The following is a 24,394-nucleotide window of genomic DNA, read 5'->3' as shown; positions in this document are numbered from 1 at the left end:
TATGTACACTCTTCTTGAGAAGCCATTTTTTTTATTGTAATTTTACTTTTTTTAAAATAGTACCTTGAGAACATCCTTTATACAAGACATAGCGCACTTAGCCAACTTCAAAAAACAACTTTTAATATGGGCACAACAGTTTCAAGAAGTTAGTTTTTTAGACAGTAATGATTACCAGCAAGATTATTCTAGTTACGACTGTATCTTAGCAGTTGATGCTTTTACTGCTATAAAAACCGACTCATACAACGCCTTTGATGATTTAAAACAATACCAACAAACCACTAAGGATTGGATTTTTGGTTACTTGTCCTATGATTTAAAAAATGACGTAGAGCAATTACAATCTAATAATTTTGACGGACTCGATTTTCCAGAGTTGTTTTTTTTTCAACCTAAAAAAATATTCCTAATCAAGGGACAAACTGTAGAAATGGTTTACCTAAATATGTGTGATGATGAGGTTGATGAGGATTTTTTAACCATTCAAAATACCACAATTTATGAAACCCTAACAGTAGATAAAGTCAATATTACTGCCCGCGTTTCTAAAGAGGAATATTTAGATAAAATTACTAAATTGCTCAAACATATAAATCATGGAGATTGCTACGAAGCTAATTTTTGCATGGAATTTTATGCCGAAAATGCTACTATTGAACCGCTAGATAGTTATTTTAAACTTAACGAAATTTCGAAACCTCCATTTGCGGTGTTTTTTAAAAATCACCATAATTTTTTACTTTCAGCATCTCCAGAAAGGTATCTTAAAAAAGAAGGTGAAGTATTGATTTCGCAACCTATAAAAGGAACTGCAAAACGTTTTACTGATATTAAAGAAGATGAGAAATCTAAAAAAGAACTTTCAGAAGATCCAAAAGAGCGTGCCGAAAATATTATGATCACTGACTTGGTAAGAAACGATTTATCACATACTGCACAAAAGGGATCAGTAGCCGTTACGGAGTTGTGCGGGATGCATTCCTTTATGCAAGTACATCAAATGATTTCTACCATTACCTCTAAATTAGATTTTCAATATACTGCTGTAGATGCTTTAAAAACAACGTTCCCAATGGGCAGTATGACTGGCGCACCTAAGGTTTCGGTTATGAAAATAATTGAAGAGCTTGAGGTTACAAAACGCGGGTTATACAGTGGCGCTGTAGGCTATTTTACTCCTCAAGGAGACTTTGATTTTAATGTAGTTATCCGTAGTATTTTATATAATAAAAAAAATAAATATGTTTCTTTTTCAGTAGGGAGTGCTATTACAGCGCTTTCGATTCCTGAAAAGGAGTATGAGGAATGCCTGCTTAAAGCAAAAGCAATGCATGAAGTCTTACAATAAAACATTCAAGTTATTAGATTCATTTTTAATCTTTAAATATAAAAAATGTTAGATAAACTTAAAAAACATATCGCTCATAATTTCCCTTTTTTAGCCAATAAAAAATTGCTTTTAGCAACCAGTGGTGGCTTAGACAGTATGGTTATGGTGCACATGTTACAACAATTGGATTTAGATATTGCTATTGCACACTGTAATTTTCAGTTGCGCGGTGTAGACAGTTTTGAAGATCAAAAATTTGTCCAAGAATATGCTGATGGTAATCAAATTCCAGTTTTTATTACCCAATTTGATACAGCGGCTTTCGCCAAAGATTACAAAGTTTCAACACAAGTTGCCGCGAGAGATTTGCGATACAATTGGTTTTATGAACTTTTAGACACGGAAGGTTTTGATTATATCCTGACAGCACACCACGCAGATGATAATCTAGAAACTTTTTTAATTAATTTAAGTCGAGGAACCGGTTTAGAAGGATTAACAGGAATTCCAGAAGAAAACGGAAGTATTATTCGCCCGTTATTACTTTTTTCGCGTAATGAAATTTTGAAATTTGCTAAAGACAACAAAATCGAATGGAGAGAAGATAGCAGCAATGCCTCCGATAAATATTTACGTAATAAAATTCGCCACCATGTTGTTCCGTTATTAAAAGAAATCAATCCACAATTTATGGAGGCTTTTCAAAAAACACAAACGTATTTACAGGAAGCTTCTGAGTTAGTTGAAGATGCGTCAATTATGGTATACCAACAAGTAGTGTCGCAGCAAGAGGATGATTTTCATATTAATTTAAAGGAATTATTAAAACTACCTAACTACAAGTCATATTTATACCAATGGCTTCATGAATTTGGATTCACCGCTTGGGATGATGTGTATAATTTAGTAGATAGTTTGTCAGGAAAACAAGTTTTTGCGTCTGATTATAGATTATTAAAAAATAGAGGTGTTTTAATTTTGAGTAAAATTAATGAAGATGCAGCAACCGAAGGTTATTTTATCCATGAGGATCTGCAAGAAGTTAATATTCCCTTAAAAATGACCTTTTCTAAAGTAGATGCAACTGCCTTTGATTCAAATAGAATTATATTTGTTGATTCAGATAAATTGACGTTCCCTTTAGAAATAAAACGTTGGCAAGAAGGCGATTCTTTTCAGCCATTTGGTATGAACGGAAAGTCGAAAAAACTGAGTAAGTTTTTTAAAGACGAAAAATTATCACTGATAGAAAAAGAACAACTTTGGATTTTATGGTCTGGAGAAAAAATTGTTTGGATTATAGGCTTACGCCAAGACGAACGTTTTAAAATAGATACTACAACACAAAATAAATTAAAAATAGCATTAGAAACAGAAAGCTAATGTTCCTGAATAACAAATAAAATAAGTACTTGCTTTATGAATAAAAAACTATATTTTTTGCTCCTAGCGTTGTTGGCTTTCGCCAATGTGAATGCTCAAATGTTAGACCCAGCTAAATGGACTACTAAAATTGAAAAAAAATCAGCCAATACTTTTCTACTAACTTTTGATGGTACAATTGAAAAGGAATGGCATTTGTATTCTCAATTTACTCCAGATGGTGGACCGCTGCCTCTTGAAGTGATTTTTAAGAATGCAAAGGGGAATTTTACCTTAGTTGGAAAAGCAAAAGAAAGTAAAACGAGAACTGCTTTCAACGATATTTTTGAAGTTAACGAAACGTTTTTTGAAAAGAAAGCCCAAATTACACAAGAAATTAAAGTAACCAACCCAAATTTCACAAAAGTAGAAGTAGAGTTGAACTACCAAGTTTGTAAGGATGTGTGTATTAATATGGAGAAGAAATTCACTTTTGTTTTGCCAGTAAACACATTATCTTCGGCTTTAAATCCTGAAACAATAATAACTGAAACAGCAGTTACTGAAACGACAGTTTTAGACACAGTAAAAAAAGATTCCCTACAACCTAGTTTAGGAACGAGTAATGTAGTCATTGCAGATACTCCAGCAGCAATTGAAAAAACAGCTAATAAAAGTGAAAAAAGAGGGTTATTGTCAATATTTTTTCTTGCTTTTTTAGGAGGTTTAGCAGCATTAATGACACCTTGTGTTTTCCCAATGATTCCCATGACGGTAAGCTTCTTTACCAAGCAAAGTAAAACAAAAGCAAAAGGAATTAGTAACGCCATCATTTATGGTGTTGCTATTATTTTAATTTATGTGATGCTAGGATTCCTAGTAACCTGGGTTTTTGGTGCCGATGCTTTAAATGCATTATCAACTAATGTGTGGTTTAATGTTATTTTCTTTGTTTTATTAGTAGTTTTTGCGGCTTCATTTTTGGGTGCTTTTGAAATTATGTTGCCTAATTCATGGGCAAATAAAGTAGACAATCAAGCAGATAGAGGCGGGATAATCGGGATTTTATTTATGGCATTGGCGCTTGCTATAGTATCTTTTTCTTGTACTGGTCCTATTGTAGGAACGTTATTAGTTGAAGCAGCTTCTAACGGCGGAATAGCTCCGGTAGTTGGAATGTTTGGTTTTTCTTTGGCTCTAGCCTTACCATTTATGCTTTTTGCAATGTTCCCAGGCTGGTTGAATTCTTTACCTAAATCAGGTGGATGGTTAAATACCGTTAAAGTGTTTTTAGGATTTTTAGAATTGGCTTTAGCTTTTAAATTTTTATCAAATGCCGACTTAGTACTGCAATTGCACTTGTTAGAAAGAGAAGTGTTTCTAGCCATTTGGATTGCTATATTTGGAGTTTTAGCATTGTATTTATTTGGAAAAATAACATTACCACACGATAGTCCATTACCACATATTTCAGTAGGAAGATTAATGATGGGATTACTTGTGCTTACATTTACGGTGTATTTAATTCCGGGACTTTGGGGAGCACCTTTAAAAATTATAAGTGCTTTTCCACCACCAATGGAATACAGCGAAAGCCCTTTTGGAATAGGTAATTCTTCTCGGAGTAACTCAGCGGTTATTTTACCAGAAGGAGCAAAAATTGGTCCTCACGGAATTGTAGTTTTTGATGATTATGAAAAAGGTTTGGCTTACGCCAAAACAATAAGTAAACCAATCATGCTAGATTTTACTGGGTATGCATGCGTAAATTGCCGTAAGATGGAAAACAATGTATGGTCTGATATTGATGTTTTAAAGCTATTAAAAAATGAGGTGGTAGTGATTTCATTGTATGTAGATGATAAGCGGGAGTTGCCTAAAGAGCAGCAATTTGTTTCTAAGAAAACAGGATCAGAAATTGAAACAATAGGAGATAAGTGGACTGATTTTATGATTAGTACGTATAAAACAAATACACAGCCTTTATACGTTTTAACAGATTTAGAAGGGAATAGTTTAAACCAAGAAAAACCTACTATAAGTTACGTAGGAGTAACAGAATATGAATCTTGGCTTAAATCAGGAATAGCAAATTTTAAAAAATAAAAAAAATCCAATCATATAATTATGATTGGATTTTTTGGTTTTACAAAGGCTGTATAATTATAATTTTTACAGGTATTCTCCATGTTGAGAGATATCTAAACCTAATTCTTCTTTGTCTTCACTTACTCTTAGTGGTGTGATTTTGTTCACAATAAAGAAAAGGAAATAAGAAGCAGTAAATGCAAATACAGATACAATAACTAAAGCTGTTAATTGATTGATGAATAAGGTTGTTTCTCCAAAGATAAGCCCTTGATCCGTTACTGCTGGGTTTATTTCTTTTGAAGCAAATACACCTGTTAACAGCATTCCGGTCATTCCACCTACACCATGACAGGCAAATACGTCAAGCGCATCATCAATTTTATCTCTTTTATGAAATTTACCAACCATAATATTACTTACAATACTGCTAAAGATACCTATAAAAAGTGCGTTTGGTATGCTTACAAATCCTGCAGCAGGAGTAATAGCGACAAGACCTACAACGGCACCAATACATGCCCCCATAGCAGAGACTTTGTGACCGAGAATTTTATCAAAGAAAACCCAAGCCATTCCAGCTCCCGCAGCAGCAACCGTAGTTGTTCCTAAGGCTTGTACAGCTAAACCATTTGCAGCAAGAGCAGATCCAGCGTTGAAACCAAACCATCCAAACCATAATAATCCAGTACCTAATAATACGTAAGTAATACGTGCAGGATTTGGTTTTTGTCCTTTTCTTTTTCCTAAAAACATAGCTCCTGCTAATGCAGCCCATCCAGCACTCATGTGAACTACGGTTCCTCCGGCAAAATCTAATACACCCATTTTATAGAATAACCCATCTTCATGCCAAGTCATGTGACAAAGAGGAGTGTAGATTACTAGGATAAATAAAACCATAAATAACATATAAGCCCAAAAACGAATACGCTCTGCAAAAGCACCTGTAATAAGTGCAGGAGTAATAATTGCAAATTTTGCTTGAAATAATGCAAAAAGCATGAACGGAATGGTGCCCCATGCGGTTTTTATTCCTACGTTTTTAAACATAAAATAATCTAAAGGATTACCAATGATACCTCCAATTGAAGTTCCAAATGATAAACTGAACCCAACAATTACCCATAAAACAGTAACGATTATCATTGCCATGTAACTTTGTAACATCGTACTAATAACATTTTTCTTTCCTACCATTCCTCCGTAAAAGAAACCTAGGCCAGGAGTCATTATTAAAACTAAAGCAGTTGCTACAATCATCCATGCTGTATCCCCAGTATCAAATTTTATAGGTTCAGAAGGAATAGGATTGCTGGTCATTAAAAAATTGGTACATACAGTTAGTACCAAAAGAGTTATTAGAATAACACTTAAAACAATTTTTCTCATAGGTTGGTTCGTTTTTTTAAACAAAAGTATAAAATGATTCAACACCCCTGATGATATTAATTACAATGTCATTATTTTTATGTATTTTTCATTTTGACCCCTATTTTTTTGCGGGTATGCTTGTTAGGGATGTGTTAAAACCTATTTTTATGGCTTATTCTAAAATAAAGTATTCTCATTTTTTGCTTTTTTTAGATATAAAACAAAAAAATAGACAACTTATCAGGAGATAAATTGTCTATTTTAATTAATAATAAACCTAACTGCTTGTTTATGATTTACTTTTGGTTGTATTTTTCTTTATAAATGTCATTCAATTTTGATTGATGATTTTCTAATGATAATAATCTACCCTGAATATAAGCTTTTGACAATTTGTTAGTTCGCATGTCTAATGCGTCCCCTTCTGAAATGAATAATGTAGCATCTTTTCCTTGTTCTAAAGTTCCACAGAAAGAATCAATTCCAAGTAATTGTGCAGTATTTGATGTAATTAACTGCAGTGCCTGCTCTTTGTCTAATCCATAAGCAGCGCATGTACCTGCAAGAAAAGGGAGGTTACGCGTATTCATGCGTTCCATATCACCACTATTTTCAAGGCCTACAACAATACCTTTCTCAGTTAGCATTTTAGCCATTTTATAAGGTAAGTTTACATCTTGATCATCAAACTCAGGCATGTCGTGTACGCGTCTTAATAAAACACCAATGGAATTACTTTTTAATAATTCAGCGCATTTATAAGCTTCAAAACCACCAACTATTACAACTTTAGAAATACCAATTTCTTTAGCCATTTTAATTCCATCAATGATTTGTAATTCATGATCTGCATGAAGGAATAAGGTTTGTGTGCCATCAAATAAGCCTTTTGTAGACTCAAATACGAGGTTTCTCTCTTTTGCAGTAGCTAGTTGGTATGCTTTTGCATTCGATAAAAAAGTACGAATTTCATTGATTTCTTTTGCGTAATCTTTGTTTAAGGAAGCACTTCCAGGCTCAGCCCACCAGCCACTACTATTGTAAATAGATGGAAAGTTTAAGTGAATACCATCATTTTCTTTGATTACGCCATCTTGATAGCTCCATGAATCTAATTGCACTATAGATGATGTTCCAGAGATAGTTCCGCCACGAGGAGTGATTTGTGCCATTAAAATTCCGTTAGGTCGCACGGTTTCAATTACTTTTGATTCGGCATTATAAGCAATTAAACTACGCACATTAGGATTCATCTCGCCTATTTCACTCTGATCATCAGATGATTTTACAGCGTCAATTTCGACCAAACCTAACGTAGAATTGGGAGCAATAAAGCCAGGATAGATGTGTTTTCCTGTAGCGTCAATTGTTTCATCATAAGCTCCAGTGGCTAATCTAATTAAAGAAGCATCGGCTACTAAAGTTAATTTCCCATCTTTAAATCCAATTGCGCTATTATCGATAATTTTTCCGTTACCTAAATGTGCCGTGCCGTTCAAAATCAGGATAGATTTTGTTTGTTTTTTTGCAGGAGCGTGCTGTGCAAATAGCGATGCACTAAAAAGCAAAGTGAGAATATAAGTGTATTTGCTCATGTTTTTTTGAGTTATATTTTTAAAATTGTGATTCATCAGTTTAAGTTTTTAGTATTGTTCTAAAGTATCACAATGGTATTCTTTTTTATCTTTTTTCTTAGGCTCTTGAGTTTTCATTCCTTTATTTTTTTCCTCTAGCATTTGCCCAATAAGTAGGTTTCTTTCTTTAGCAATCAAAACTCTTTTTTCAGCATCTTTTGTAGTGTCATAATAAACAACACCTTCAATGATTGTTTTTTCTGCTTTGGCGTAAATAGACAAAGGGTTCTCGCTCCAAAGAACGATATCAGCATCTTTACCTATTTTAATACTTCCCACTTTATCGTCAATATGTAATAATTTTGCTGGGTTTAAAGTGACAAACTTCCAAGCCTCTTCTTCAGAGATAGCGCCATATTTCACCGCTTTTGCAGCCTCTTGGTTTAATCTTCGAGACATTTCGGCATCATCTGAATTATAAGCGACTATTAATCCTGCATTGTGCATGATAGGTCCGTTGTACGGAATAGCATCATTTACTTCAAATTTATAAGCCCACCAGTCAGCAAATGTAGAAGCTCCTGCACCGTGTTCTTTCATCTTGTCAGCTACTTTATATCCTTCAAGAATGTGCGTAAATGTGTTTATTTTAAAATCAAATTTTTCTGCTACGCTCATCAACATCAATATCTCTGACTGAATGTAAGAGTGGCAGCTAATAAAGCGTTCTTTATTAATGATTTCAGCTAATGTTTGTAATTCTATATCTTTTCGAGGTGCTTTTTGTTTATTCTTTTTTCCGCTAGAATTATAGGCCTTCCATGCAGCATCATATTCTTTTGCACGTTGAAAATAATCCATATATACTTGCTCAACACCCATTCTAGTTTGTGGGAATCGGGTAGGGTTGTCTATTCCCCAATTAGCTTGTTTTACATTTTCACCTAAAGCAAATTTTATAAATTTAGGAGAGTCTTTATAGATCATTTCCTCTGGAGCGCTTCCCCATTTCCATTTTACAATTGCAGATCGACCACCAATAGGATTTGCAGATCCATGGAGTAATTGCGAGGTAGTTACTCCACCTGCTAGTTCTCTGTAGATATTGATATCATCTGAGTTAACGACATCTTCAATTGTAACTTCGGCACTGGAGTTATGACCGCCTTCATTTACCCCTCTAGAAATCGCTATATGAGAATGTTCATCGATAATCCCGCTTGTTAAATGCTTTCCTTTAGCATCAATAACTGTTGCACCCGCATCAGATAAATTTTTACCTATTGCAGTAATTTTTCCGTTTTTAACTAACACATCGGTTTCTTCAAGAATTCCTTCTTTTTCATTTGTCCATACCGTAGCATTCTTGAATAATAAAATTTCTTGTTTTGGTTTTTCTACATTTCCAAAAGCCAAGTTGGGATAAGTAAGCGGAACAAGTTCAATATTTTTATTGACAGCTGTAGAATCAATTTTCTTTACAAAAGGAGCTGTTTTAGTAGCAGTCCAAATAGATTCTTTGCCATCAAATGAAATGGCTTTACCCGAAATGTTTTGACTGTTATCTAAATAAGCTGTTAAGCGATCAAATTTTACCGCTGTTGTATCTTTGGCACTTATGATTAGTGAAACCCAATTGTTAGTAACGCTTAGTTTTGTGTTTAATTTTTCGGTTTCTGTAACTGAAAGTTCTGAATTTGGAGCAGCGATTTCGCCGTTAATCTTCCACTTATAGGATTTATTATCTAAACTCAATGTGTACTCACCACGAATATCTTTCACCGTTCGATCAGTAATCACATATTTAGCACCTTGAACCCAATTTTCATAAATTACGGTTTCCTTATCAAATAATTCACCAGAGGTAATTAAAAAATTAGCTAAGCTCCCTACTTTCAAACTCCCAATTTCATCACTTTTGCCCAGTAATGCAGCAGGAATAGTAGTTAGTGATTCAAGCGCTTTCTTTTTATCAAAACCATACTGAATTGCTTTTAAAAGATTAGTTCTAAAATCTTCCAGTTTTTTTAAATTATCAGTTGTTAGAGCAAAGGTTATTCCGTTGTCCGAAAGAACTTTTAAATTTGTTGGTGCTTGATTCCACGCTAATAAATCAGCAAAATCTAATTGACTTGCTTGATAAGGATTAGAAACATCAAAAGCTTCTGGAAAATTTATTGGAATAATAAATTTAGCATTTGTCTTCTTAATTTCTTCAATCCGTTCATATTCATTTCCGCCACCTTTCATGATGTAGTTTAAACCAAATTCAGACGCAAGCTTGGCTGCTCTTAAACTATTTAATTTGTCTTCGGTAGCGAATACTTGAATCAGTTTTTCGTTTTTGATTAAAGCATCAAGTGATAAATCTTTTGTAGTAGCGTTCCCTTTTTTGTACCAATCTAAGTCATAATACATTTGGCGAAGCAAAGCCATCATTCCCATCAAAGAACTTGGATACGCTTGATTTGAAGTGACGCTTCTAGTAAAACTAAAGTTGTTACTTATTTTATCAGCAAGTAAGCGGTTGCTTTGTTCTTTGTTATTTAAAGCAATTAGCGTTCCGGTTCCTTGCGCTACACCATCATTGATGTGCGTGGCTACAACACCAAAACCCGCTTTTAATAACTCTTCGGCTTTTGTAGTATCATATTTAAAGTTTTGATAAGCATCTGCTTCCGGTTTTATGTGCTCATTCCAGTAATACCCTTCTTTTTTAGTGTCATAAAGAGGATCTTGACTGCGCTCTGTTCGTTTTGGTTTTTCGATTCCAAAGCTAGAATACATATCTATAAAATTAGGGTAAATGGATTGTCCTTCAAGATTAACGATAACAGAATTTTTAGGAATAGTAATAGCAGTTCCTACGGCAATAATTTTTCCGTTTTGGATTAATAAAGTTCCTTTTTCAATTACTTGAGAAGGGGAAACGATAATTTTAGCATTGGTAAAAGCCGTATAATTATTGTTTTTGTGTTGAATACTTTCATTGTTTGGAAAATATTCCTGTGCATTAATTTTTGGAATAAAAATCAATAGAAATAGTAGGGAAACGATTCTTTTCATGTGGTTTTAGTTAATTTGTAATAAAAATAAACATTCAACTGAGAAAAGAGCAAAGAATTTAAACAATTAACACTTGTTCGTCATATAAAACGAATCTTTGTGTTTTTCGAAAAAAAAAAGGGAAATGAATTTAATTTTCATTTCCCTTTTTTTAGAACTGTATTACTGTTATCCAATCGTTTTCTGAATATAATCAGAGTTCAAGAGGTAAAGTGCCCCCATATATTTTATTTTGAAAGAGACTAAATCTCCTACTTTATATTTTTGTTTCGAGTTAGAAATATCAATAACTAACATGTCAGAACTAGCGTCAATAATAGTAATTGTATCGTCTTCAGGTTCTATATATTGTGGTTGCATGTCTAATAAACCAATGTCTAATATTGCTCTTAGCGAGGTTTCTCCTAGATCATCATCAGCATTCATTATGTATGAAGTTCCTACACCGCTCTCGCCTAATTCTCCAATGGGAGCATCTGGTTTTTCGGTAATTTCTATTATTTCTGAGTATAATTTAAAAACATCATTGTGCATTCCTTCAATTGTATCACCAGTGAAAAGGTCTTTTCCAAAGAATAATGCTTCTCCTATCCTAAAATGATTCACTGCCATAGGACGTGCATTTTTTAGTAATAACGGAATCGCAACGGATGTTCCTCCAGAAACCCATGGAATACTAATGTTGAATTTAGCTTCAATTAATTGTTTGTATAAACTTAATTGAATCAATTTATCTTGCGTAGGCATGATACCGCTCAAACAATTCAAGTTAGTACCAATTCCTAGAATCTCGATATTAGGTAATTTTAAAATATTACCATAAAACTCTATTAGCTCTTCACCCATAACTCCCTCACGCAAATCACCCATTTCAATCATAATAATGATTTTATGAATTTTATTTTGTTTTTGTGCTTCTTTAGAAAGCATTTCGATGGTATAAATTTCAGTATTAAAACTTACATCAGCATAACGTACAATGTTTTCAATACTTCTTTTTGCAGGTGGCTTAATGTAAACCGTTTGGATCGTTGGGTCTAAGGCTTTAATTTTTCGTAGATTACTTACTCTTGAATCGTGAATTTCTCGCACACCTAGGGCAATAATTTCTTTAAGGTATATTTTGTTTCCACAAAGTAGTTTTGACACAACGCCCCACTGTATGTTTCTAGCTTTAAAGATCGTATCGAGAAACTGATAATTCTCTTCTAATTTTTTTCTATATAATTTTATAAACGCCATTATATTATAATTTTACGCGGAATCGTTTTTGCTATTCGGGTTAATAATTCATAATTTAATTGATTACTAAAATCACTAAAAGAAGATACAGAAACCGTAAGCTCTTCTTGTGTCCCTATTAAAACAACTTCGTCATCTTTTTTTACTGTTTCGATGTCAGTAACATCAACAGTCATCATATTCATATTTACTGATCCTACTACAATGCAACGCTGCCCATTAATTAGCACTCGCCCTTGATTACTCAAAGAACGACTATAACCATGGGAATATCCTATAGGAATAACTGCTATTTTCATATTCCTTTCGGCAAGAAAACTCGTTCCATATCCTATAAAATCACCAATACTTACTTTTTTAACGCTCATCACACTACTTTTCCAAGTAATAACTCGCTTTAAAGGGTCTGTTTTATTTTTTTTAGTATTTAAAAAATTGACAAATACCTCTGGACTAGACCATAAACCATATTGCATAATTCCTATACGCACCATATCCATGCGGGTTTCAGGAAACATAATCGATGCAGCTGAACAAGCAGAATGTTTTATTTCAGGACGTAAATCATTATTACAAAGATATTGATAAATTTCTTCGAATTTTTTGATTTGTTTGTCTACGCGGTAATAATTTGCAATGCTTTCTGCACCAGCATAATGTGTACAGAGTCCTTTGAAGTAAAGGTGTTCCTTTTCTTTCTTAAGGTAAGGAATAATACTTGTAAGTTCTTTTTTTTCAAAACCAGTTCGGTTCATTCCCGTTTCAGCTTCAATATGAATGATTGCTTGTTTTTTCAACTTTTTGGCTGCACGAATCGCTTGATTTAATCTTATTTTATCAAATACAAAAAATTCTACGTTATTAGCAACTACCCATTCCATATCTTGTTCTTGAACGAGTCCCATTACCATAATGGTAACTTGGTCAAATAGGGTTTCTTTAACGACTTTTGCCTCTTCAACATCAAAAACAGAGAAATGAGTTACCCCACAATCATAAGCCATAGAGACAAACTCTCTAACACCGTGACCGTAAGCATTACCTTTTACCACAGAGGAAAGGACTACTTTTTTTCCAAATGTTTTTTTTAAGAAATTGATATTGTTTTGATATGCCGAACGGTTGAGTTCGATAATCGAGTTAGTGTGCATTTAATATTTGTTTACTAATTGTATGAAAAACAGCAACTCCTGTTGTAATTATTTCATCAGGAAAATCATAATCTGGATTGTGTAGAGCGGGAGTATCAGTACCTGAACCTAAACCGAACATCGCACCCGGAAATTGCTGTGTAAAAAGACCAAAATCTTCTCCCCATGTAAATGGAAACTCTTTTTCGAGTAGATCAAAATCATTTGAATTTGCTGCAGTCCTAATATGGTTGGCAACGGTCTCATTATTTTCATTTGCTTGAAAGCTTTCTACCCAATTTATTAAAGGTAGTAATTGGTCTTGATTAGCAATTTTATTTACAATATTTTCTAAAGTACGTTCTACTTTTCTCATTTGTAAGTTGCTGTTGCTTCTTACTGTAAAATGAATTTCACCATCACCCGCTGATACGCCATAGGCTTTTGTTCCTATTCGAGTATAAATAGGAGTAACGAGGCAGTAATTTTCTTTAGAAAGATCCGTTTGAATCTGGTTGTTAAATTCGGTTATTATTGCTGCAATAGCTAGGGTAGGATTGATTCCCTTTTCAGGTTCTCCTGCGTGAGCCGTTTTTCCTTTTAATTGAATAATCATACTATTAACGGCACAGGTAAAAGTGCCGTTTTTAATAATGATTTGATGTTTAGGATATCCTGGTAAATTGTGTAATGCAAAAGCAAAATCAGGTTTTACGCCAAATTTAGGATCGTTAAAAACTTTTTCGGCACCACTTCCATCTTCTTCGGCAGGTTGAAAAAGTAAAATTACATTTCCTGATTCAGGCCTTTGATGATGGAGTTCTACAGCTAATCCACAAAGAATTGCCATATGTCCATCGTGGCCACATTTATGAGAAACGCCATCAAAAACAGAACGATAAGAAAAAGTATTAATCTCCTCAATAGGTAAAGCATCAAGTTCACATCTAAAAAGCACTTTTTTACCTGGTTTCTTTCCGTTATAAATAGCAATTATGCCGTTGTTCCCCACTTCCGTAATCATTTCGTCAGGAGGATATTCATTAAGAAAAGAAACAATGCGTTGTGCCGTGTCTACTTCTTTACCAGATACTTCAGGATATTGATGTAAGGTTTTACGCAACTCAGTAAGTAGCGTTAAACTTGACTTTTCCTTTTTCATTTTGTTGTTATTTTACTAATCGCATTTCTAGGTACTTGTTTGTAAAACCTAGTTTTTCGTATAATTTTTTAGCAGGATTATTGGGTTCTACGTGTAATGCAATGTTTCCTTCAGCAGTAGCGATCGCTTTTTCCATTAATTGTTTTCCGTAACCTTTACCACGTTGGCTATTGTCAACGGCAATATAAACCAAGATGTTTTCAGGGATAAAATCTTTCATTCCTGTATTGTTTAAAATCACAACACCTACAATTTTACTATTGTCTAATCCTACCACAATATTTCCGCCTTTATCAGGGTTCATAACGTAGTCTATACATTTAAGAATGTCAGCTACTTTGTCTCCGTACTCTTCTAAATGAGTAAAAAGAAACTCAGCAATTACTTGATTTGTATAAGTTTGATCAGCTCCTGTAGCTGCGTTAATTATTTTGAATTCCATTTTGTTTATTGTTTTTGTTATAATGATAAAGTGATATTGTTACAAATAAAATCAATGACACCGAAATACCATAGGCGTTAGCATCCAGGTGTTCGGGTAATTTTATTCCTAAAGGTAATTCATTTTCGCTGATAATTAAAAAAATTGTTGTGCTTCCGCCAAGGAGCATGCTCCAAAATGCTGCTGTAGGATGGCTTTTTTTCCAAAATAAAGCACCAATAACGGGGACAAATAATCCTGAAACCATAAAGGCATAGGAGTAAAGCATTAGTTCTAGCACGTTTTGCATTTGCGAAGCTAAAAGAATAGCAAAAAAACCTACGAGTAAGGTTACTATTTGCGAAAGCTGCAGTTCTTTTTTATGACTTAATTCTTTTTTAGAAAACTTAGCAATAATATCCGTTACGATATTTCCTGAAGCTGCCATTAAACAGCTATCAGCAGTAGAAAGTATCGCCGAAAAATAAGAAGAAAGCATCAATCCCATTAAACCTACAGGTAAAATAGTTGCTAGTAAAACAGGCAATCCCATTTCGCTATCCATTGAAGCAGCATCAGTAATTCCGGTAAACATTCCTTTAGTAGCTGCTACTTTTGCAAGCATACCTAAAATAACTCCCATAAATGCCATAATAGGCCATTCAAAAACTCCTGCGATTAACCAGGCTTTTTTAGCCTCTTTCTCGCCTTTACTAGCATAAATCCTTTGATACAGTGTCATTCCCACAAACCATATGGGAATAATGGTAATGGACCAGTTTACGATTTGATGCCAAGAAACATTGGTAAGAGAGAGGTATTCTGGTGGTAAAGTTGCTTTTATCGCATCATATCCTCCTACTGCATTGTAAGCAATAGGAATTCCTATGAAAACCAAACCACCTATTAAAATTAGCCATTGTATTGTATCGGTATAAATTACTGCTTTTAACCCTCCAATTGCAGTGTAAATTACTGCAATTAATCCCATCACGACTAAAGCAGTTTGTAAATTCAATCCATCTATAGTTGCTGATGCTAATTTGGCTCCAGCCAAAACCTGAGAACTAGTAAAACCAATATACCCTATAGCCGATATAATTCCTGCTAATAACGCTACTCTAGGCGTATAAAAATGATTGAATATTTGTGGGAAAGTAAAAAATTTATGTTTGTGACCTAAATGACTTACTTTCGGAATCAGGTAAACCGCGCTTAACCATGCGCCTAACAATCCTGTAAAAAGCATCCAAGAACCTGAAATTCCCATTGTAAAACCAAGTCCACCTAATCCAATCGAGAAACCGCCACCTACGTCAGTAGCAACAACTGATAAACCTATGTGCCAACTACTCATATTCCGACCACTTACGTAAAAGTCTTCGGCTGTTTTATTTTTGTTATAAAAATAGACTCCAACACCTAGCATAGCTAGCATGTAAACAACAAAGATTATATAATCTATTGGATGCATTTTTCGTATTTTAGGATTATTTAGCAGCCTGTAAAAGGAATTTTTCCTGAGGCAAAAGATGCAATTATTTGCAGTTGATTTATGATTTTAAATTGCTTTCCAAGGTTAGGAAATTAGATAAAAATAGGTTTTACAAAATAGGTGTAAAAACCATTTTTTTGACCTAAAAATCAAATAAATCTGGGCAAATATAAGAAAATATAACCATAATGCTATTAAAACAACAAGAAGCTAATTTTAGCGTACTGTTATGTGCGCTGTTTTTCAGGTTTAATTTTCGATAAAAAGTACTAAATAATTTAGATAGATTGAGCCCTAACTACCTGTCAAAAGCAAACAAATCAACATCGGTTGGGTTGCCTAAATACAAATCTTTTATCATCTCAGCTGCGATAACGCTAAACGTGATTCCGTTGCCTCCATAGCCTAACGCAAAGTACATGTTAGGGTGGTCTTTATGTTCGCCAATAAAGGGTAAGCCGTCTTTAGTTTCTCCAAAAGTTCCACACCAATAAAAGTCAATTTCTATTTTACTATCAGGGAAAAACTTTTTAAAGCGTTTTAAAATGGCTTCGTTTTTTTGCTCCATTAATTTGTCTCTTCGTTTTGGATCCTGAAAAGGTTCGTCAAATCCACCAACCATAATGCGGTTATCACTTGTAGTCCTAATATAAATATACGGTCTTGCTGTTTCCCAAATCAAGCATTTCTCATTCCAGAAATCTTCTTCTTTCATGGGCTTACTAACAATAACGTAGGTGGAGTTGAGCTGCATTACTTTTTCATTCAATAAAGACTCCGACTCAAAACCAGGTGCTGCGACTATTTTTTTAGCCTTAATAGTATTTTTCTTTTGGGTGTGCGCTAGAATGTGATCATTTTTATTTTCGATTTTCACAATATCAGTGTGACTATAAACAACTAATCCAGAGTTCTTTTTATGATAATCTAAAATAGCATTACAAAGTTTAAAAGTATCGATCTGTGCAGAGCAGTCATTATATAAAGCTCCTTTTTTATCAATATTGAATTTGGTCTTCAATTGTTTTTGATTTAAAAAAGTAACGGGTAAGCCGTGTTTTTTTCGAATAGTATATTCCTTTTCTAAATCTTTCAATCCAGCAGCATTTGAGGCAATATAAAGACTCGATCTCCAATTGAATTCTCCGTCTATTTTTAATTTTTTAATGATTTTTTCGAGGGTGTAAATAGATTCTAAACATTTTTTATAGGCTTTAACAGCATTTTCTTCGCCAACTTTTTCGATTAAATCAAAAAGAAAAGTGTCTATTTCGTATTGCAATTGCGCGGTACTTGCCGTGGTGCTTCCTGTGGAGGACATTCTTTTATCAGCAATGACACATTTTACACCTGCTTCACATAAAAAATGTGCCACTAAAGCTCCGGTAATTCCAGAACCTATAATGAGAACTTCAGTTGTAATGTTTGTGTCTAATGTGGTATAGTCATTTGATAGGCCATTTTTTATTAACCAAAAAGGGAGTCCAGATTTTAAGTCCATGATGTCGATTTATTAGAATTGATTTTTTGATTAAAATTACACTTATGGAGGATATTCTTTTTTCACAATATTCCTTTTATTTTATAAGGTTTTAAGGAGGGTTGATTTTAAACACTTATTTTTTAAGGTATTACTTATTGATAAGGATGTTTTGTATATAATAAATGTTTATTTTTAGAGAAAAATCGGCAATATGTTAGTTAAGACTTTTGGAAGTGCAGTGTTTGGAGTAGAAGCAACAACGATTACCGTTGAAGTAAATATTGACAATGGTATAGGATATCATTTAGTGGGTTTACCAGATAATGCAATCAAAGAAAGTAGTTATAGAATTGCAGCTGCTCTTAAAAATAATGGCTACAAAATGCCGGGCAAAAAGATAACGATTAATATGGCTCCAGCCGATTTAAGAAAAGAAGGATCCGCTTATGATTTAACTTTAACGATAGGGATTTTAGTCGCTTCTGAACAAATAAAAGCAGTTGAATACAACGAATATATTATTATGGGAGAACTTTCGCTTGATGGAAGTTTGCAACCAATTCGTGGCGCATTACCTATTGCTATAAAAGCTAAGGAGGAAGGTTTTAAAGGTTTTTTTCTGCCTAAGCAAAATGTAAAAGAAGCTGCAATTGTTACGGGACTCAATGTTTATGGTGTAGAAACACTTCAAGAGGTTATTGATTTTCTAGAAGGAAAAGGAAATTTAGAACCCACAGTAATCGATACACGAACAGAGTTTTATAAGGATTTAGATTTTCCAGAATTTGATTTTAGCGATGTCAAAGGACAAGAATCAATTAAGAGGTCGATGGAGATTGCTGCAGCAGGAGGTCATAATATTATTTTAATAGGGCCTCCGGGAGCGGGTAAAACGATGTTAGCCAAACGATTACCTAGTATTTTACCGCCTATGACTTTGCGAGAAGCGCTTGAAACAACCAAAATTCATAGTGTAGCCGGTAAGTTAAAAGAAGTAGGATTGATGAATCAGCGTCCGTTTAGGAGTCCGCATCACACTATCTCTAATGTTGCATTAGTAGGAGGAGGGAGTTATCCTCAACCTGGAGAAATTTCTATGGCGCATAATGGTGTTTTATTTCTTGATGAATTACCTGAATTTAAACGTGATGTGCTTGAGGTGATGCGACAGCCATTAGAAGATCGTGAAGTAACAATTTCAAGGGCTAAGTTTACGGTTACTTATCCATCGTCATTTATGTTGGTAGCGAGTATGAATCCAAGTCCGAGTGGTTTTTTTAACGATCCTGATGCACCGCAAACATCATCACCACATGAAATGCAGCGGTATTTGAGTAAAATTTCAGGTCCTTTATTGGACCGTATTGATATTCATATTGAAGTAACGCCAGTTCCTTTTGAAAAATTATCAGATGATAGAAAAGCAGAAAGTAGTGTAGATATTAGAAAAAGAGTCACTCAAGCAAGAGAATTGCAAACGTTGCGTTTTGAAGCTATAGAGCATATTCATTACAATGCGCAAATGAATACGAAACAAATCAGGGAATTTTGCGCCTTAGACGATGTGTCCAAACAATTATTAAAAACCGCAATGGAGCGTCTTAATTTATCAGCTAGAGCGTATGATCGAATTTTGAAAGTAGCGCGTACTATAGCTGATTTAGAAGCTTCTCCTACAGTTGTTTCTGCCCACATTGCCGAAGCGATCCAGTACCGAAGTTTGGATAGAGACGGCTGGTTAGGATAGGCTTTAAACAAAAAAAATCGGGAATTAATCCCAATTTTTTATTGATTATAAGTTTAATTTATCTAATCTCGTCAAAAGTATTTCCTTGCTTGATATCACCCGTTTTATATCCTTTCATAAACCAGTATTTACGTTGTTCAGATGTTCCGTGAGTAAATGATTCTGGCACAATATGTCCTTGCATTTTACTTTGTATGGCGTCATCACCTACGGCATGAGCAGCACTTAAGGCTTCATCAAGATCACCATCTTCAAGAATATTATTCATTTTTTGGTTGTAATGCGTCCAGACTCCAGCATAAAAATCTGCTTGCAATTCTAAAGCTACAGACAATTTATTGGCTTCAGCCTTTGATTTGCCTTGTTGCATTTGGCGCATTTTATTAGAGGTACCTAACAAAGTTTGTACATGGTGTCCTATTTCATGTGCTAAAACATAAGCGGTAGCAAAATCACCTCCTTTAGCACCAAAACGAGTTTTTAGTTCTTCAAAAAAACGTAAATCCATATATATTTGTTGGTCTGCAGGACAGTAAAAAGGACCAGAAGCTGATGTAGCACTTCCGCATTTAGTGTTTACAGCATCACTAAATAGGACTACTTTTGGCTCTTTATAAGTCATTCCATTTTCTTGAAATATTTTTGTCCATACATCTTCATTGTCTACTAAAAGTGCATTTATGAAAGCATGTTCTTCTTTTTCTTTTGTAGTTAGATCCCGTTGTTCAGTTGGAGCGCTATTCCCTTGATTAAATTGTTCTAATACTGGGGTGATCATTTTTCCGTTTTCACCACCAAAAACATTTAAAAGTAAAATTACTATACCAATAATTCCACCACCAACAACAGTTTTTCCACCTGAGGACATTCCTCTTCTATCTTCTAAATTGTCACTTTTACGTCTGCCTTGCCATTTCATAGTATTGTTTTTTTATGCTTTTTTTTATAATAAACGAATTTATATTTTTTTTTACAATTAGGTTAATAAATCACCTTTTTTTAGGATAAATTAATCCACTTAGCAATAGTTTCTTCAATTATCTTCTTTATTATAGGTTTTGAGATGTAATCATTCATACCAGCTTCTACGCATTTTTCTTTAATTTCTAATTCAGCACTAGCTGTGATTGCAATAATAGGAATTTCAGCTCCATTATTTAATTTTCTAATTGCTTTAGTGGCTTCAAAACCATTCATAATAGGCATTTGTATGTCCATAAAAATGATGTCAGGTAAAATACTTTCAAATTGAACAACAGCTTCGCTACCGTTAAATACTTCAAAAATAGCAGCTTCAGGCATTACGTTTTTTATAATTGTTTTTAGTAGCAACATGTTGATTTTATTATCTTCAACCAACATTATTTTTAGTTTATTTGAAGTTTCTAAATTTTCAAAAAGAGCATCAATATCAGCGGGGTTTTGTGTTGCAATTAGTTTTTTAGTATTAGGTACTTTATTTGATGTTTTTAAATTTAGATCAAAGTAAAAGGTACTTCCAATACCTATTTTACTTTCTAAATTTAATTGACTATTCATCAAACCCAATAGTTTATTTGAAATAGTAAGTCCTAGCCCTGTACCACCAAACTTTTTAGTTGTAGAACTGTCTTCCTGTGAAAAAGCTTTAAATATTTTACTTTTATTTTCTTCAAGAATTCCTATTCCTGAGTCGATTACGGCAAAACGTATTTGAGCATGTTTCTTGTCTATTTTTTCTAAAAGAGTTAAATCTAGTTTAATAACTCCTTTATTAGTGAATTTGACTGCATTAGCTAATAAATTAATTAAAATTTGTTTCAATCTAATGGTGTCTGTCCAAAAATATTTTGGAATATCAACAGCGATATTCAGTTCTAATTTTAGATTTTTTTGGTTTGATTCATATAAAATGAGGTCAATTATTTGTTCTAAGAGCTCTTTAACTTCAAATTTCTCAACGTGTAATTCTAATTTTCCAGCTTCGATTTTAGAGAAATCAAGAATGTCATTTACAATTCCGAGTAAAGAATGTGCCGACTGATTCACTGTAATCATGTGTTTTTGCTGAATATCGGCTAGCTCAGTTTTCATCAATAAATCAGTAAAACCAATGATTCCGTTTAAAGGAGTTCGGATTTCGTGACTCATATTTGCTAAAAACTCCGACTTGGCTTTATTTGCTGCTTCGGCATATTCTCTTGCTTGAATGGCATCATCAGCTTCTTTTCTTTTGGTTATATCAAGCATAATTCCTTCGATATAAACAATTTCTCCATCTTTAATTACAGCATCACCAAATTCTTCTACCCAAACAATCTCCCCAGTTTTCTTAATAATTCGATAAGTAAAATGAAAAGACTCTAACTTAGATAATTGTTTTGTAGACTCAGCTATAACCCTTAAAAGATCGTCAGGGTGAATGATTTCTATATAATTTAATTTGTGTTCTAAAAATTCATTTTTGCGATATCCAGTAAGTTTTTCTATTTCATCATTCAAATAAATTTTAGTAAATCGCTGATTGTTTTCAGATAAATAAACAGTACCCGGTATGTTATTGGCTAAAAGCCTAAACTTTTCTTCACTTTCATAAATAGCAGTCTCAGTATTGATGCGATCTATAGCGGCCGCGATATTCCTACCTAGAGTTTGCAAAATATTGACTTCATCCTCAGACCATACTCTCTCTTGATCTGTATCATCAAATCCTAAAAAGCCATGAAACTCATTTTTTACAAAAATTGGAAATAGAATTAATGATATGACACCTACGTTAATTAATTTGTTTTTGAGTGATTCATTTTCAATAGTTGAAATCCTTTTATTGTAAATTTTATTATTTAAAATAGGAATTAAAAGGTCTTCAAAATAGGGGTAAGGTAAATTTTGTAAATTGATATTATTCTCAAAAAGGGTATCGTCGTCAGATTTCCAACGGTACCTTTGACTTATAGTTTCCTCTTTTTTATTATTTACATAATAATAGGCGCGGTGTGATTTAGTCGCTTTTCCCATAATGATCAAAACATCCGAAAAAATTGCGTCTAAGTCCTTGTTATTTAAAAACTTCTCTGTACATAAAGTCATTGCGGCGAGCAGTTCACTTTTATAGCTAAGCTTGATTTCGGCATTCAATCTATTTTGAGACTCAAAAGCAATTGTTATAATATCGGATACTGAACGTGCAAAATTGATGTCTTCATTATCCCAATTTTTTATTTCATCAGTAGCTTCAAAACAAATGATTCCTTTTAATTCGCCATCTATAAATATGGGAGTATCAATAAGAGAAAATATATTATTTTGTGGGAAATAATCTTTGATTAATTCAGTAAAAAAAGGACTTTTATAAACGTTAGATACAACAAGTTGTGTCTTATTAGTTATATGTGAAAAATAAGAAGGGTACTTATCTAAGGATAATGTCTCTTCCTTAATAAATTTATTTTGTTTTAAAATATATAAATTTTCGCAAACGATCTCATCATTGTAATAATGCCAATAGCTTGCTCTATTTACACCAATAATTTTAGTCGTAATTTGTAATATGTTTTTAAGAATTCCTTCTAATGTTTCATTACTTGAATAACTTTCGGTTGTAAAATTCTTTAAAGCTTCGCTATATTTTTGATTTTTTTGGATGCGTTTAATTCGCTCAATTTCATTTGCTTTAATAGAGGTAATATCTCTTGCTATAGCAAAATAACCAATAATATTATTTTTTTGATCCCTATTAATAGCTACCTTTTGAGACAGCCATATTTTATCGCCATTTTTCTTTATAATAGGGAACTCTAAGATTTGATAATTTGCAGATTGTTTATCTGAATCTAAATAAAATTCTAATACTTTGTGACGGTAATCCTCGGTAATTAATCTATAAAATTTAGACTCATATAGTTCCTCTAATGTATACCCAGTTATAATCTCAGTGTTTTTATTTATAAAAAGGTAATTGCCTTCGGTATCTAATTGATATATAATGTCATTAGCAGACTCAATTAAATTTTCATAAGATTTTTGGTTTTCTATTTCATTCGTAACATCTTGTCCTATACCAATAATTAAATCTTCTGAGAACCGTTTGTCATTCCATTTAATGTATTTATAGTCACCGTTTTTACATTTTAATTTACGCGTAAAAGACCTCTCTTCAATATTATTATTGTGGAAATCTTCTCCTATAAAATCAGGATCTTCTGTTACCTTCCAAAAACCCATACCCATTACATCATCTATAGACCAACCTAATATTGAGGTGATGTTTTCACTACAAAATTTTACTTCTCCTTTTTTTGTAGTTGCCATTACTAACGAATTTCCATTATTGACAATTTCATTTGAAAAACGAAATTTATCCTGAATATTCAAGTAACTAATTTGTCTAATATAGTTAAGAATAAAAATAAGTAAAGTAAAATTAAAGAGTGTTACCGTTCTTTTTAAGGGTAATAGCTCAAAAGTATAGCAAATTATAATAAATGCAAACGCAGCTGTAATTACGGCCCAATATATCCTTATAGGTTTTAGAACTGTGTAGGAAAAAAATAACGCTAATAAAAATGTAATTGTAGGAATTATATCATTTGGTAAGCTGATTAAATTTTCAGCTGTAATTATAAAAAAGGCAAGATATATAAAAATATATATTGACCTGATATGATGAAATACAATTGCTGATTTAGTACTGATGATATATAATATCAATAAAAAACAACCTATTAATAAGTTACTCGCTATTAAACTTTGGGGCCTTATTGAGAAAAGTTCATTATTAATTTCCATTAAAGGAAGTAGAATTCCTAAAAATAAAAGATAAGTTTGATACTCTTTATTTTGATAATAATTACTGTCACTACTATCTATGAAGGGATTTTTAAGCTTGCCTTTAACTTTATAAAAATGGAAAAAGAAAATAAATGTAAAGAAAAGGAG

Annotated in this window: 15 protein-coding genes; 4 read left to right on the top strand and 11 right to left on the bottom strand. The window is 33.1% G+C overall.

Annotated features, from left to right (window positions below):
* The first annotated feature begins 64 nt into the window (after positions 1 to 64).
* Genes ACVEGE_RS00260 through ACVEGE_RS00250 form a run of 3 tightly spaced genes read left to right on the top strand, consistent with a single transcriptional unit; the run spans position 65 to position 4,801 of the window.
* Positions 65 to 1,351, top strand: coding sequence for an anthranilate synthase component I family protein (locus ACVEGE_RS00260; RefSeq protein WP_192500658.1), 1,287 nt, complete (start codon positions 65 to 67; stop codon positions 1,349 to 1,351).
* Positions 1,352 to 1,396: 45 nt separating this feature from the next.
* Positions 1,397 to 2,716: a tRNA lysidine(34) synthetase TilS gene (gene tilS, locus ACVEGE_RS00255; protein WP_173856805.1), complete on the top strand. Its 1,320-nt coding sequence runs from the start codon at positions 1,397 to 1,399 to the stop codon at positions 2,714 to 2,716.
* Between the two features lie 36 nt (positions 2,717 to 2,752).
* Positions 2,753 to 4,801 (top strand): protein-disulfide reductase DsbD family protein, encoded by a 2,049-nt coding sequence (locus ACVEGE_RS00250; RefSeq protein WP_192500659.1) that lies wholly within the window; start codon positions 2,753 to 2,755, stop codon positions 4,799 to 4,801.
* Between the two features lie 66 nt (positions 4,802 to 4,867).
* Here the strand turns inward: ACVEGE_RS00250 and ACVEGE_RS00245 are convergent, their stop codons facing one another.
* From ACVEGE_RS00245 to ACVEGE_RS00205, 9 genes are all read right to left on the bottom strand, one after another.
* Positions 4,868 to 6,175 carry an ammonium transporter gene (locus ACVEGE_RS00245; protein ID WP_173854178.1) on the bottom strand — a complete coding sequence of 436 codons (1,308 nt, stop codon included), beginning with the start codon at positions 6,173 to 6,175 and terminating at the stop codon, positions 4,868 to 4,870.
* A gap of 278 nt (positions 6,176 to 6,453) precedes the next feature.
* Positions 6,454 to 7,788, bottom strand: coding sequence for an amidohydrolase family protein (locus tag ACVEGE_RS00240; protein ID WP_370566966.1), 1,335 nt, complete (start codon positions 7,786 to 7,788; stop codon positions 6,454 to 6,456).
* A 12-nt stretch (positions 7,789 to 7,800) separates the two neighbouring features.
* Positions 7,801 to 10,797 carry an amidohydrolase family protein gene (locus ACVEGE_RS00235; protein ID WP_192500660.1) on the bottom strand — a complete coding sequence of 999 codons (2,997 nt, stop codon included), beginning with the start codon at positions 10,795 to 10,797 and terminating at the stop codon, positions 7,801 to 7,803.
* Positions 10,798 to 10,965: 168 nt separating this feature from the next.
* On the bottom strand, positions 10,966 to 12,039 hold the full coding sequence (locus tag ACVEGE_RS00230) for an alanine racemase (RefSeq protein WP_192500661.1): 1,074 nt from the start codon (positions 12,037 to 12,039) through the stop codon (positions 10,966 to 10,968).
* A complete protein-coding gene (alr, locus tag ACVEGE_RS00225) occupies positions 12,039 to 13,190 on the bottom strand; it encodes an alanine racemase (protein ID WP_173854174.1) in 1,152 nt (383 codons plus the stop codon). Before alr ends, ACVEGE_RS00230 begins: the two co-directional genes overlap by 1 nt.
* Positions 13,180 to 14,331: an amidohydrolase gene (locus ACVEGE_RS00220; RefSeq protein ID WP_192500662.1), complete on the bottom strand. Its 1,152-nt coding sequence runs from the start codon at positions 14,329 to 14,331 to the stop codon at positions 13,180 to 13,182. Before ACVEGE_RS00220 ends, alr begins: the two co-directional genes overlap by 11 nt.
* Positions 14,332 to 14,338: 7 nt before the next feature.
* A complete protein-coding gene (locus ACVEGE_RS00215; RefSeq protein WP_173854172.1) occupies positions 14,339 to 14,773 on the bottom strand; it encodes a GNAT family N-acetyltransferase in 435 nt (144 codons plus the stop codon).
* The gene (locus tag ACVEGE_RS00210; RefSeq protein WP_192500663.1) at positions 14,754 to 16,226 is read right to left on the bottom strand and encodes a sodium:solute symporter family protein; all 1,473 of its coding nucleotides are present in this window, start codon (positions 16,224 to 16,226) and stop codon (positions 14,754 to 14,756) included. Before ACVEGE_RS00210 ends, ACVEGE_RS00215 begins: the two co-directional genes overlap by 20 nt.
* A gap of 319 nt (positions 16,227 to 16,545) precedes the next feature.
* On the bottom strand, positions 16,546 to 17,748 hold the full coding sequence (locus ACVEGE_RS00205) for an NAD(P)/FAD-dependent oxidoreductase (protein ID WP_192500664.1): 1,203 nt from the start codon (positions 17,746 to 17,748) through the stop codon (positions 16,546 to 16,548).
* A gap of 193 nt (positions 17,749 to 17,941) precedes the next feature.
* Between ACVEGE_RS00205 and ACVEGE_RS00200 the strand changes: the two genes are divergently transcribed.
* Positions 17,942 to 19,477: a YifB family Mg chelatase-like AAA ATPase gene (locus ACVEGE_RS00200; protein ID WP_173854169.1), complete on the top strand. Its 1,536-nt coding sequence runs from the start codon at positions 17,942 to 17,944 to the stop codon at positions 19,475 to 19,477.
* A gap of 58 nt (positions 19,478 to 19,535) precedes the next feature.
* Here ACVEGE_RS00200 and ypfJ read toward each other — a convergent pair whose 3' ends face one another.
* Positions 19,536 to 20,396, bottom strand: coding sequence for a KPN_02809 family neutral zinc metallopeptidase (gene ypfJ / locus ACVEGE_RS00195; protein WP_192500665.1), 861 nt, complete (start codon positions 20,394 to 20,396; stop codon positions 19,536 to 19,538).
* Positions 20,397 to 20,476: 80 nt separating this feature from the next.
* Entirely contained in the window at positions 20,477 to 24,244 is a 3,768-nt protein-coding gene (locus ACVEGE_RS00190) for a PAS domain S-box protein (RefSeq protein ID WP_225738098.1), read from the bottom strand.
* Positions 24,245 to 24,394: the final 150 nt, after the last annotated feature.

Source organism: Flavobacterium sp. PL002, assembly GCF_054165825.1.
Note: the sequence above shows the minus strand (reverse complement) of the source record. Positions and strands in the feature narration are given on the sequence as shown.